Source organism: Clostridioides sp. LIBA-6622, from assembly GCF_056716095.1.
The window spans coordinates 2,389,224-2,403,516 of the sequence record NZ_CP196998.1 but is presented as its reverse complement, the minus strand read 5'-3'; the positions used below and the strand labels follow the sequence as shown (position 1 = coordinate 2,403,516).

The 14,293-nt window shown below is 26.4% G+C and carries 11 protein-coding genes; 10 read left to right on the top strand and 1 reads right to left on the bottom strand.

Translation table 11 applies throughout. From position 1 onward, the window contains the following. The first annotated feature begins 117 nt into the window (after window positions 1-117). From ACTG47_RS11555 to ACTG47_RS11535, 5 genes are all read left to right on the top strand, one after another. Window positions 118-1,002: a hypothetical protein gene (locus ACTG47_RS11555; RefSeq protein WP_479924655.1), complete on the top strand. Its 885-nt coding sequence runs from the start codon at window positions 118-120 to the stop codon at window positions 1,000-1,002. 87 nt (window positions 1,003-1,089) lie between these two features. Then, the gene (gene pgmB / locus ACTG47_RS11550; RefSeq protein WP_479924654.1) at window positions 1,090-1,770 is read left to right on the top strand and encodes a beta-phosphoglucomutase; all 681 of its coding nucleotides are present in this window, start codon (window positions 1,090-1,092) and stop codon (window positions 1,768-1,770) included. Then, window positions 1,767-4,064 carry a glycoside hydrolase family 65 protein gene (locus tag ACTG47_RS11545; protein ID WP_479924653.1) on the top strand — a complete coding sequence of 766 codons (2,298 nt, stop codon included), beginning with the start codon at window positions 1,767-1,769 and terminating at the stop codon, window positions 4,062-4,064. Before pgmB ends, ACTG47_RS11545 begins: the two co-directional genes overlap by 4 nt. A 217-nt stretch (window positions 4,065-4,281) precedes the next feature. Next, window positions 4,282-5,175: a glycoside hydrolase family 73 protein gene (locus ACTG47_RS11540; protein ID WP_479924652.1), complete on the top strand. Its 894-nt coding sequence runs from the start codon at window positions 4,282-4,284 to the stop codon at window positions 5,173-5,175. Window positions 5,176-5,222: 47 nt separating this feature from the next. Further along, on the top strand, window positions 5,223-7,526 hold the full coding sequence (locus tag ACTG47_RS11535) for a glycoside hydrolase (protein ID WP_479924651.1): 2,304 nt from the start codon (window positions 5,223-5,225) through the stop codon (window positions 7,524-7,526). A 119-nt stretch (window positions 7,527-7,645) separates the two neighbouring features. Here the strand turns inward: ACTG47_RS11535 and ACTG47_RS11530 are convergent, their stop codons facing one another. After that, a complete protein-coding gene (locus ACTG47_RS11530; protein WP_479924650.1) occupies window positions 7,646-8,899 on the bottom strand; it encodes an MFS transporter in 1,254 nt (417 codons plus the stop codon). A 258-nt stretch (window positions 8,900-9,157) separates the two neighbouring features. Between ACTG47_RS11530 and ACTG47_RS11525 the strand changes: the two genes are divergently transcribed. From ACTG47_RS11525 to ACTG47_RS11505, 5 genes are all read left to right on the top strand, one after another. Beyond that, window positions 9,158-9,652 (top strand): hypothetical protein, encoded by a 495-nt coding sequence (locus tag ACTG47_RS11525; RefSeq protein ID WP_479924649.1) that lies wholly within the window; start codon window positions 9,158-9,160, stop codon window positions 9,650-9,652. A 27-nt stretch (window positions 9,653-9,679) separates the two neighbouring features. Then, a complete protein-coding gene (locus ACTG47_RS11520) occupies window positions 9,680-10,627 on the top strand; it encodes a hypothetical protein (protein WP_479924648.1) in 948 nt (315 codons plus the stop codon). Window positions 10,628-10,931: 304 nt separating this feature from the next. After that, the gene (locus ACTG47_RS11515; protein ID WP_479924647.1) at window positions 10,932-11,474 is read left to right on the top strand and encodes an N-acetylmuramoyl-L-alanine amidase; all 543 of its coding nucleotides are present in this window, start codon (window positions 10,932-10,934) and stop codon (window positions 11,472-11,474) included. A gap of 324 nt (window positions 11,475-11,798) precedes the next feature. Beyond that, window positions 11,799-13,292, top strand: a complete 1,494-nt coding sequence (locus ACTG47_RS11510) for a DEAD/DEAH box helicase (protein WP_479924646.1) — start codon at window positions 11,799-11,801, stop codon at window positions 13,290-13,292. A 164-nt stretch (window positions 13,293-13,456) separates the two neighbouring features. After that, a complete protein-coding gene (locus ACTG47_RS11505; protein WP_479924645.1) occupies window positions 13,457-14,221 on the top strand; it encodes an alpha/beta fold hydrolase in 765 nt (254 codons plus the stop codon). The last annotated feature ends 72 nt before the right edge of the window (window positions 14,222-14,293 follow it).

Here is a 14,293-nt window from a genome sequence, read left to right as displayed (position 1 = left end):
TCAGTAAAATAAATTCAAGATGGTTTTTATTTGAATGAAAACAAATATTAATACTTCTAATCATTCTGTAATTCAGTAAAACAAGTAATTACTGAATTAGTAGGGGGAAGAGACGATATGAATGACTATAAAGAGAATATAGTTGTAGTAAAATCAGGAACTGTAAATCTAATTTTGGGTGTTATATTTTTATTAATTGGAATTGTTATAAATGTATTTCTGTTATATATTAAACAGTATTGTATGGCAATAATCACTTTTATGCTTACAATGTATGGATTAGTTTCAATTTTCAATTATACAAGAAAGTATATTATTTTTGACTTACATAATATTAAAGTTCGTAAATGTATAGGTAGTGAAAAAGAGTATCCGTATCATGATATTACCAGGGTTTCAATAAATAACAAGAAACAAGGATGTCCAGTTAAAATATATGTGGATAAAAGTAAGATTGTAACTTTTTTTATATCTGATAAAAATTACATGTCTGCTATAGCTGAAATGAAGCGAAGAGAGTTACCTTTTGATAATAAGTGCATAGACTATTTATCAGATACTCCATTATGGGTTCCAATTCAATATAATGAAATTAAAGGATTCTGTAACGAAGCATCAATAAAACTTGAAAATCAGATTAAAGAAAATCTGCATAAAATAGAAAATGAATTGGGAACAGATATAACTTTTTCTTTTGGTATAGATGTTGAAGAAAGTCCATTTGTATGTGTATTTTTAGTGTGTGTTATGAAGAATGAAAACTATACAAAATTCGTAAAAAAATACAGAGGGAAAGAAGCATGGGCTATATTTCCAGTATATATAGTTGGGCCACAATTATATAATAAAGAAATTGAAGAAGGGAAATTTATTTGCAACATAAACTATTTAAATGCTTTTTCTGGAAGAATGTGGTCAAATTTTTGTAGAACAATAAAAAAACAAGGTGTACAAGAAAGTGAAATGGAAGTAGATTTTGAGTTAAAGACTGAATTAGAATAGAGAATTCTATAAATAATGTCTTAAATATAAGATATAAAATAAATTGATTATTAGTCTAAAAATTTCTTGTAGAAAGAGGAAGTAAAAATGATTGAAGCATTTATATTTGATTTGGATGGTGTAATTACAGATACTGCATATTATCACTATATGGCTTGGAAAAAACTAGCTCATAAGTTTGGCATAGATATAGATACAAAATTTAATGAATCTTTAAAAGGCATAAGTAGAATGAAGTCGTTGGATAGGATATTAGAATTTGGAAATAAGAAATATTTATTTTCAGAAGAAGAAAAAGTGAGAATGGCTGAAGAAAAAAATAATTATTATGTATCATTGATAGATGAGATAACTTCAAATGATATTTTGCCTGGAATAGAAGATTTATTAAGTAATATAAAATCTAATAACATAAAAATAGGTCTATCCTCTGCAAGTAAGAATGCAACAGCTGTATTAAATCATTTGGGCATAAGTGATAAATTTGATTTTATAGCTGATGCAGGGAAATGTAAAAATAGTAAACCTCATCCAGACATATTTCTTATGTCAGCAAAAGGACTTAATGTGAATCCTAAAAACTGTATAGGAATAGAAGATGCAAGTGCAGGTATAGATGCTATAAATTCTTCTAATATGTTTTCTGTTGGAGTTGGAAACTATGAGAATTTAAAAAAAGCAAATTTAGTTGTAGATTCAACCAGTCAATTAAATTTTGAATATATACAAGAAAAGTATAATGAGTATATGGTTAGGAGAATTATATGAAATGTTTATTTAATAATATAGATGAATGGAAGATTATACAAGATAAGATTGAAATCGAAGAAAATAGATTGGCAGAATCTATAATGAGTATAGGTAATGGATATATGGGTATAAGAGGAAACTATGAGGAAAACTATAGTGGAGATACTCATAAGGGAGCTTATATAGCTGGAGTATGGTTTCCAGATAAAACTCGTGTAGGATGGTGGAAAAATGGATATCCTGAATACTTTGGTAAAATTCCTAATTCAGTTAACTATATAGGAATAAGAATTTTTATAGATGATATAGAATTAGACCTAGCAAAATGTAAAGTTGAAGATTTTTATAGAGAATTGGATATGGAAAATGGTATTTTAAATCGTAGGTTTACTGTACACATAAATGATAAAAAATTTGAAGCTAACATTACTAGATTTTTAAGTATATCAATTAAGGAGTTAGCAGTAATTAAATACAGTATAAAAGCATTAAATTCTGATGCTAAAATAAAATTCATACCATATTTAGATTCAAATATAAAAAATGAAGATTCAAATTATGAGGAAGAGTTTTGGAATGGAGTTTCTTCAAGTTCTTTAGAATATCAAGGAAGCATACTTTCTCGAACAAAGGAAAATGCATTTAATACACCAGTATTTACTGTGGGTGCAATGATGCATATTAAAGCAAATGGTAAGGTAGAAGCTATATCTCATACAAATGACTATAATTACTGTGAGAATTCAATAACAATGGATATTCTAAAAAATGATGTTGCTAGTATAGAAAAATATGTATCTATAACTTCAACCAGAGATTATAAGGAAGATGAGCTATTAAGAAAGTGTGAGGATATTTTAAATAGAGAAATAACTAAAGATTATGATGATATATTAAATGAACACACAGAATTATGGAATAAAAGATGGAAAAGTGCAGATGTAAAAATAAATGGAGATAAAAGCAGTCAACAAGGCATACGATATAATTTATTTCAACTATTTTCAACATATTATGGAGAAGATTCAAGATTGAATATAGGTCCAAAAGGATTTACTGGAGAAAAGTATGGAGGTGCTACTTATTGGGATACAGAAGCATTTTGTGTTCCAGTATATCTAGGTGTGGCAGACAATAAGGTAACTAGAAACCTTTTGGAATATAGATATAATCAACTAGAACAGGCAAAGGATAATGCAAAAAAACTAGGACTTAAAGGTGCTTTATATCCAATGGTTACGTTTGATGGAGTGGAATGCCATAATGAGTGGGAGATAACGTTTGAAGAAATCCACCGAAATGGAAGTATAGTATATGCAATATATAATTATACAAATTATACAGGTGATTTTGAATACATAAAAGAAAAAGGAATTGATGTAATAATAGAAATAGCTAGATTTTGGGCTAGTAGGGTCCATTTATCTATAAAAAAAGATTTGTATATGATACATGGGGTAACAGGTCCAAATGAATATGAGAACAATATCAATAATAATTGGTATACTAATTATATAGCTAAATGGTGCTTAGAGTATGCTGTAGAAAATGTATTAAAATTAGAAAGAGAATATAGTGAATGTATTGAAAGAAATAATGTAACTAAAGAAGAAGTTGAGCTATGGCAAATAATATCAAAAAAAATCTATCTGCCATATGATAATGAGTTAAAAATAATAGTTCAAAATGATAATTTTTTAGATAAAGAATTTATAGAGGTGAAGAACTTACCAAAAGAAAATCTTCCTCTTAATCAAAATTGGTCTTGGGATAGGATTCTTAGGTCTTGTTTTATAAAACAAGCTGATGTATTGCAGGGAATTTACTATTTTGGAAATAGATTTACTAAAGAAGAGAAGAAGAGAAACTTTGATTTCTATGAAAAATATACTGTACATGAATCTTCTTTATCTTCTAGTATTTATTCCATTGTTGCTTCTGAAATAGATGACTTGGATAAAGCCTATGAATTATACTCAAGAACTGCTAGGCTTGACTTAGACAATTATAATAATGATACTAATGATGGACTTCATATAACTTCGATGTCTGGTTCATGGCTTTCAATTGTACATGGATTTGCAGGTATGAGGACATGGGATGAAGCATTATCTTTTGAACCTAAATTACCTAAAGAATGGATAAGTTATTCTTTCAATATAAACTATAGAGATAATATTATTAATGTAGACGTATGTAGTGATTTAATTAAAATAGAAAATTTAAGAGGTAAACCAATAAAAATTATTGTATATGGTAAAAAATATATATTAGAAAAATATATAAAAATTGATAGAAATAAATTTAAATAATATTTTTATTATATAAATAGTTAAAATAAGTTTATCTAATTATGAATTTATTTTAACTATTTTTGTTTAATAGAGAACTATATATTATAACAATAATCGTGCTTTTAGTTAAATATATTTCATAAATCTTCATAAAATCTTCATAATTTCGTAAAGAAGATGTAACAAAAATAAGATATATTGTATTCAGCAGATAATATAAGGGAGGACAATAATTATGAAGAATAAAAAATTCATTGTTATAATACTGATAATATCAGTTTTAATAGGTGTAGGAGTAAAAGAGTATTTCACTAGAGAGATAAACAAAGAGGATATAGAGGTCAGTAAGTATATAAAATATGCTGATTTGGCAAGTGAAAATAATGTACAAGTTAACTGGAAGTATGTAGCTTCAATTGTTGCTGTATTGAATAAAAATAACTTAAAAGAAGTTAAAGACTCACAAATAAAAGAAGTATCAGATTTGTTTGTTAAAAATTTTTCTGAAAATAATAAAATAAATAAATTAAGTAATGTTTTGGATGAATTAGAATTTAGTAATAAACAAAAAAGATTGGTTGATAATTATATTGACGAACTTAAGGATTATGGCATAAAGCCAGAAAGATTGAAGTCTGATACACAGTATATGAAGTTCATAAACGAAATTAAAGCAGAAGCTATACAAAATTACGAAGATTATAAAATACTTCCATCTATAACTATTGCGCAAGCTATAATCGAATCTAGCTGGGGCAAATCAACTTTAGCAAAACAACATAATAATCTATTTGGTATAAAGGCAGATGCTTCTTGGAAAGGGAAATCAGTGACTTTAGAAACAAAAGAACATTTAGACACAATTATAGATGATAAATTTAGAATATATGATGATAAAAATGAGTCTATAAAAGACCATGCGAAATTTTTGGCTACAAATAAAAGATACAAAGCTAATGGTGTATTTGATGCAAAAACGTATATATATCAAGCTAAAGCATTAGAAAAAGCAGGTTATAGTACTGCAAAAGATGAAAATGGAAAGAGTATCTATGCAGACCGTTTAATAGAACTAATTAAACAATACAATCTTCAATTAATAGATAGTGAAATTCAAAGTAAAATGTAACTTTGACGTAACATAAGGATGTTATATTTATCGAGGAGGTGGCTTTTATGAAAAAAATAGTCTCGATATTTATAAGTTGCATGGTTGTTGTAACTACTATTACTGGATGTAGTAGTGGTGAGGTAGCTAATAGCAAATCATCCATGTACAGTGTTAAAAATTTGGATTTTAGTTTTGAAGTGAAACCTGAAACCTTTGAGGTATCAGTTGAATCTGATGGTTCAAAAGAAAATATATCTGAACCATTAAAAGAAAGAAAGGTATCAAATTTCAAAAAGACAAGAACAGAATCATCATGGACATATCCTGATGAAAACATAGACATAAATATAAAAAAAGAGGACAATTATTTAGATGTAAACATTAAATCTAACTCAGAAAAAGAAGCTAGTTTTAATTGGCCTAAAGTTGAAGGCGAAAGTTATGTACTACCACTTTATGAAGGTAAGTTTATACCAAGCAATGATAAGTACTGGAAAGAACATTTAAACGAGTCGACTTATGATGTTATAGAATCTTTTTCAATGCAATTCTTTGCAGTAAATAAAGCAAAATATTCTGTGCTTTATGTTATTGAAAATGAATTCAACAATGAAATTGAATTTAGTTCTAAAGATAAGATTAATTTTACATTTAAACATGAATATCCAAGTATCAATACAAACAAAGAGTATGGTTTTAAAGTGTATTTGACTAATAAAAATATTACAGATGTAGCAAAAACTTATAAAAATTATATAGTTGATAAAGGTGAGTTTAAAACACTAGAAGAAAAATCTAAGAAAAATAAAAATATTGAAAAACTCTATGGAGCACCACAGATTTATTTTGGAGATAAATCTATAATCACAATAAATGATATTAAATGGAATAAGTTAAAAGAAAATTTATCAGATGACTTGATTAATTGGATGAAAGAACTTTTAAGTATGAAGTCTTATGATAGTGAATTTATAGAAGTGACTAATCAAATAAAAACTCAAGATTATATAGATAAATATCAAAAGAATCAAATAGTTCAAGCATTTAATGAGGTTATGCAGATGAATACTTTTTATAATGACAAAGTCTTTAATAGTAATGATGAAGATATAAGAAAAGTATTGGACAAAGGTATATCTAAATTAAATAGAGTAGAACTTGTAGAATTTAACAAGAGATTACTAAAATCAAAACTAGGCGATAGTGTGAATAATGTTGCTACATGGGCAAAGTATAATACCGTTGATGTGATTAATGACATCAATAAATCTGGTATTAAAAATGCTTGGATAGGTTTTGATGATATGAAAGAAGGTTATGTATCTCCAAAAATGGTTAAGAGAGCTAACGATTTAGGGTATCTAGTGGGGCCATATGATTCATATCATTCTATACACAAGCCAGGTGAAGAAAAATGGAGTACGGCATCATTTAAGGATAAATCTCTATATGAAAATGCTACTATAGAAAATAAAAAAGGCGAAAAAGAAACTGGATTTCAAGGAGAAGGAAGAAAATTAAATCCTACATTGTCTTTACCAAGTGTGAAAGAGAGAGTACAAAGTATATTAGATGAAGGATATAAATTTAATTCTTGGTTTATAGATTGTGATGCTACAGGTGAAATTTATGATGATTATTCTCCAAATCACATAACAACTCAAGCACAAGACTTAAAGGCTAGACTTGAAAGGATGTCATATATAAGAGATAATGCAAATATGGTCATAGGTTCAGAAGGTGGAAATGATTTTTCAAGCACTACTATAGCATTGGCACATGGTCTTGAAACACCAGCATTTGCTTGGGTCGATAAAGACATGAGTAAGAATAAAGACAGTGAGTATTATGTTGGTAGATACTATTCTCCAACAGGAGGAGTCCCAGAAGTATTTTCAAAGCAGATACCTGTAAAAGAAAAATATAAAAAAATATTTATAGACCCAACTTACTCTCTACCATTATTTAGATTAGTTTATAATGATTCTGTTATATCTTCTCATCAGTGGTTATGGGGAACCTTCAAAATCAAAGATGAAGTTGGAAGTAGAATGATGAGAGAAGTCTTGTATAATACGCCACCTATGTATTATATAGATAGAACTGAATGGGAAAAACATAAAGATGAAATAATCTCACATAATAAAGTATGGTCAGAATTTAATAAGAAGGCTATAAAAAGAGAAATGACAGATTTTAAATTTATTTCTGAGGATAGATTAGTTCAAATGACTGAGTATGGAGAAAATTTAAAAGTAATAGCTAATTTTTCTCAAAAGGATGTTAAGTATGATGATGAAGTTATAAAAGCAAATTCTTTGGTAATATATGATGATGATAATAAAGTTGTATATAAACCAGAACAATAGATTTAATGAAAATAAATAAGCATTATGTCAAATGGCTAGACTGAAATAAGAATCAGTCTGGCCATTTGACCTTAAAAAATATATTTGAGAGAATATAAAAATAGATATTTTTGCCTGTATTATGATAGTTCATTCCTATATAGATACTTAGCCAAAATTGAAATTAATAGCATAATAATAAACATACATATTATAGGTATATAAACTTTAAGGCTAAAAACTTCAAATAATTTACCATGCATAATTTGACCTACTGGAGCAACACATTGTGATACAGCTGTAATAGTGGCCATTACCTTTCCCAATAATTCATTAGGTGTTTGTTTTTGAACAATAGTTAGGACAAATACAGTAATAATTGTCATGGACATAGCTATAGGTATGATGCAAATAAATAATAATATAAAAGAAGGATAATATCCTAGCTTGAGCATTGAAGGTGAAATTGAAATAGCCATTGGAATCATTAGAATGCTAATTAACATTAACCAGCGATATAATGTATTCATCTTCATTTTTTTTGCAAATAAACCTATTGAAAGTGCACCTAAAACACTACTAAATTCGATAATTCCTATTCCTATGCCATACATATTATTACTACTGTGCATTGTTACACGTAAAATATATTGTATTCCTACAAGTAAAAATGGAGTTAAAAATAAATTTAAAGAAGCTGCCAGAATCATAGCTTTACTAATATAAGATTTCTTTATAACATAAGAGAATCCTTTTTTCATGTCACTAACTATGGTCATTATTATATCTCCATTAAATTCTCTTTTATTAAAAGGGATATAAATAAACATCTCCATTACTGCTGATAGGAAAAATGCAATGCAACTTATAATAAGAAGCATCTTGATTCCAATAAGACCATATAAAAGTCCTCCAAGTACAGGGGCAAACATACCTGAAAGTGCACCTATTCCATTTACAATTCCATTTGCTTGTTCTAAATCTTTTTCATTTACTATTAAAGGTATGCTCGCCTGTACAGTAGGTTGATACATACAGCTAATAATGGATAGGAGTATCATAACAATTCCAATTAATACAATAGAATCATTTAAAGTAGAAAAAATGAAGATAAAAATGAAGATAATTATAGAACTCATAAAATCAAATATAACCATTAGATTTCTACGATTAAATCTATCAGCTATTGCACCACCAATTGGGGATAATAGAAGTGGAATATTTGATATTGCATATAAAGTTGCAAATATATCTGCACGACCTGTTATATCTAAAATGTAAGTGGAAAGACCAAATCTTAATAATGATGAACCCAGTATAGATATAATTTGACCAAGTACCATAAGGTTAAAGTTTTTGTTAAAAGAATTATTTATTTTATCTAAATTTTGCATTTATAGAACACCTCTCTTTTTTATGACTGACCGTCGGTCTATTTATAATTATAATAGACTATATTTAAAAAGTCAATAGTATATATCCAATGAAAAGTTTTAAGACAGATTCTTGTTGCTAATATAGAAATAAGATATGTGAAAGATTATTATGTCTTAAAAAGGATAAGAGCTAGATGGTGAAAATCAAAAATGGGTAATTTGGAAGAGTTTTTATGAATAGTATTAATATATAGATATAGGGAGATTGATGTGATTATGTATGAAAATAATAAGGTAATATATAATTTTGAAAGATGTGAAAGACTAGAAAATGCTTTTTATTTATCTCAATTTAATACATATAAAAATTTTAAGCTAGCTTCTAAAAAATCCATAGTAGATTCATTGAAGACATCTGTTTGTAATATGAATATTCATAATATCAGTCTTGTTGATACGATGGAGTGTGTATCATTAGAAAATGAGCAAATGACAGGCAAAAAATTAATTTTAGTTGGTGATATGGATACTGATGTGATACTAGATTATGTAGGTAACAAGAGAAATAGAAGCTCTAATAAGAGAAATATACTTAAATTGAAATTACCCTTTAGCACATTTATACAAATTCCTAGAAGAATAGAAAATAAAGAGCAAATTAATTTAAAGTATCTTATACAAGATATGACATCATCTATTTTAGATGATAATAATTTATTCATTAGTGTGACTGCAATTATAAGTTATGAAAATAGTTCTAAAATAGAGTAATCTTTAAATTATAGAAAGGTGGATGCAATGAGAGTAACTAAAACTACTTTTAATGATGTTTTTTCAAATGATATAAGTGGAAGTATTTTAAAAGTAGAAAAATATGTTGATAAAAAATGTGCATCTGTATTTGATATTTTGACCTATACAGTTATTGTTACAAATAGGAGTAGATATAAAACAGGAAATATATTTTTTAAAGATTATATTTCTAAATATATAGAATTTATAAAGAACACTGTAAAAGTTAATGGTATTATAAAATTTGGATTAGACCCACAACAAGGTTTTTACATAGGAAAAATAGATGGCAATTGTAAAAAAATAATATCTTTTAAAAGTGTAGTTTTACCAAATTCAGCATATAGAGTTATAAAGAATAACGCTAATATATACTATTATTATAAGTGTAATTTAGATAAATTTCCAACAAGAATATCAGTAGAAAGTAATAGTGTTTATACCAATATAGATAAAACTGTATTTAAGCAGTTGAATATAAGTAATACTCTAAAGATGCCTAAAAACCTAAAAGATATATTAGAAGTAAACATAAATAGTAAGATACTTGATGTTAAACCTATGAAAAATCCCACAAACAAAGGAAAAGATTTAAAACTATGCAATTTAATAGTTTTTGGTAGTATAGAATTTGAAATGGATTATAGTTGTAGAAATAGGCGTAAGTTTAAAATAGTAAACAAGTTTGATAATATTCAGAAAGAAAAATGTTTTGATAATGATTTACAAAATAATAATGAAAATATAAGTGATTGTAAGAAACAAACGAATTTTAATGAGAATAAAGTAAAAAAGATAATAAAAACTTTTGGGTTTTCTTGTTTTATTTGTTCACCAGTTGGAATTGTTTATGAGGATATGAAAAATATAAATATAAAAATTGAACATACATCTATAAACGAGTTAAACACAGATGAATTATTTATGAATACATCACTTTTATTGTACTATTAACTCTTCAAAGCTAAAATTTAAATTTATTAAACTGGCATTTTATTAAAAAAACATAGATATTGATATATATATTGTGTATACAAATAATTAATATAAATTCCTAATTTTAAGTGATTCTAAATAATAAATATACTTATAATATTTTAAAAGTGTAGATTTATGATAAAATAAGACAAATATGTTAAAAAAATGATAATCGTGGAGAACTTTTGCCTTCTTCAATTAATATATTATTATTAGTAATAACTTTAAAATTATATTACTATTATATAAAAATTGGCTTAAAAGAAGGTGAAAAAAGTAAATGAAAATATGCATAACAGTAGGTCATAGTATACTAAAGGGTAGTAAAAGTACAGGTGTAAGTGGCATAGTTGATGAATACAATTATAACAAAAAATTAGCTCCTATGTTAGCTGAGATGCTTATAAGTCAAGGTAATACAGTAGATGTAATAGTTTGTCCAGAAAGGCATTTCATGTCAGAAAGAGAAGAATTTTTCTATAGAGTACCAAAGGTAAATAGTGGCAAATACGATTTGTTAGTAGAACTACATTTAAATAAAAGCGATGGAACAAAATTTGGTACAGAAGTGCTTTATTATGGTAATGAAGGATTAGAATACGCTAAAAGAGTATCTAATAAACTTGGAGAATTATTTGAAAATAGAGGAGCTAAAAAAAGAGAAAATTTATATATATTAAGAAACACGAATCCAGTTGCAATACAGATTGAAAGTTTTTTCTGTGATAATGCGAATGATTGTAATAAAGCCAATGAAGCAGGTTATGATTATATAGCACGATTAATTACAGAAGGTATATTAAATAAAGATATAAGTATGTGAGATTATGGAGATTTAGGTGTTGATTAATACCTTTTAATTTTAGATGCAAACTCAAACATAATATATTAGTATAATTTAAACTTGCAAAAGATACATTAGTTCAGTTATCGACAAGAGATACCCCTTGAAAGTATTGATTTATCAATATATTCAAGGGGTATTTAAATATAAAGTTATAATTTATTTAGAACTAAATTATAACTTTATATAACATCTATTTTATTTAATTATAATAAATAATATAAAAATGTTACAACCTTGTATTATAATAATATAATGTAGAAAAATATAAGAGATAAGATAAATATAACAAGGTGGTAATATATGAAATATACATTTGAAAAATTTAAGTTAAATGAAAAGATATTTAAGTCATTGAAAAATTTAGAATATCATATACCTTCTAGAGTACAAATAGAGGTTATTCCAAAATTATTAAATGGTCAAAACATAGCAGTGCAATCAAAAACAGGAAGTGGAAAAACAGCAAGTTTTGCAATACCTGTATGTGAGAATATAGATGTAGAGTATAATAATATTCAAGCACTTATAGTGGTTCCAACAAGAGAATTAGCTTTACAGGTGAAAGAAGAGATATCAGGAATAGGGAGATTAAAGAAAGTAAGATGTAGTGCTATATTTGGTAAACAACCTATAAAAGAACAAATATCAGAATTAAAGCAAAGGGTTCATATTGTTGTAGCTACTCCAGGTAGAATAATTGACCATATAAATAAAGGTACTATTAAGTTGGAAAATATAAAGTATTTAGTAATAGATGAAGCTGATAAAATGTTTAATAAAGGTTTTGTTGAGCAAATGGAAAAAATATTATCAAGTTTGCCCAAAGAGAAAACAATAGGACTCTTTTCAGCTACAATGAACGAAGAGATAAAGTATATATGTGAAAAATATATGTCAAACTATGACATTATAAATATAGATGAAAATGAATATACAAACAATGAGAAAGTAAAACAAATAGAGGATATAATAATAAAAGTAAATGAAACGGATAAATATATAATTTTAAAAGAGTTAATATACAGTGAAAATCCAAAGAGTGTAATAATTTTTTGTAATACTAGAGAAAAAGTATCTAGATTATATAATAAAATGAGTAAAGATGGTTTTTTGGTAAGGCAGTTACATGCTGATTTATCACAAGAAAAAAGAATCTTTGTAATTAAAGATTTTAAAGATTTAAAGTTCAATGTGTTAGTTAGCAGTGATGTAGCATCTAGAGGAATACATATCGATGATATTTCTTTAGTTGTAAACTATGATGTACCTTATGATAAGGAAAACTACATACATAGAATTGGTAGAACTGGAAGAAAAGGAAGTAGTGGAAAGGCTATTACTATAGTAGATACAAGGGATGAAAGGTATATAGAGGGTATAGAAGAATATATAGGGTATAAAATATATGAAATGCCTACAATAGAAAAAAGTAAAATTATATTAGGTAAAAGATTGTTTGATGAATATTCAAAAGACCTTTTAAAAGAAGCATTAAAAAGAAAGAAAGTTAGTAAAAGTTATCAAAAATGCAAAGAGACAAAGATAAATTTAGAAGATGAAGTAGTAAGATTATATTTAAATGCTGGGAAAAAGAAAAAAATAAGAGTTTTAGACATAGTTGGGGCATTTAGTAACCTAAAAGAAATCGCTAATGATGATATAGGTGTAATAGAAGTTCAAGATTTGTGTTCATATGTAGATATATTAAATTATAAAGGCGATTTAATATCAAAAAAATATAAGGAAATATCTATAAAGAAAAAGATGGTTAAGGTAAAGAGAGATATGAGATAAATAAGGTTAAAATTGTGAATTAAATTTAATAAAATAAAATAATTTTATATTTTTAAAAAACTATTAAGTTACAAAACTTTAGAATGTAAGCTATAATAATTTTAAGTGTTTATAACAATAGTCACTGTGAATATAAGTTATAAATGTACAGGAGGAGGAAATGTATGGCATACTTTACTTATAATGACAAGAAATGCTACTATAATGAAATAGGAGATGGTATACCATTGCTTTTTTTACATGGTAATACTGCATCTTCTAAGATGTTTAATGAAGTAGTTGATTTTTACAAAGATGAATATAAGGTAATATTAATAGATTTTGTAGGTCATGGTCAATCTCAAATGGTAGATAAATTATCTGTAGATTTATGGTTTGATGAGGCTATGCAGGTTATATGTTTTTTAGAAAAAATGAATTATAAAAAGGTAAATATAATTGGTAGTAGTGGAGGCGCTCTCGTAGCGTTAAATGTTGCCCTTGAAAGACCTGACTTAGTTAATAAAGTAATATCAGATAGCTTTGAAGGAGAAGTCCCTTTGGAATCATTTGTAAAAAATGTGAAGATAGAGCGTGAAGAATCAAAACAAGATGCTGGTGCAAAAGCTTTTTATATTTATAATCAAGGTGAAAACTGGGAGAAAGTTGTAGATAACGATACAGAAGCTATTTTTGAACACTATAAAACTATAGGTAAATTTTTTCATAAACCTCTAGAAACTATGCAACCAGATGTACTTTTAACAGGTAGCAGAGAAGATGAGTTTGTATCTTTAGTATCTCCTGATTTTTTTGAAAATACTTTTTCATCAATTCTTGAAAAAATTAAAAATGGTAAAATGTACTTGTTTGATAAAGGTGGGCATCCTGCTATATTATCAAATGGATTAAACTTTGCAGATGTAGCAAAAAAATTTTTAAAAGAATAATTTAGTAATACGATTATTTAAAGTTTTAGGATTTACATAAAATGTAGCTTATCTATATAAATTTATTCTAAA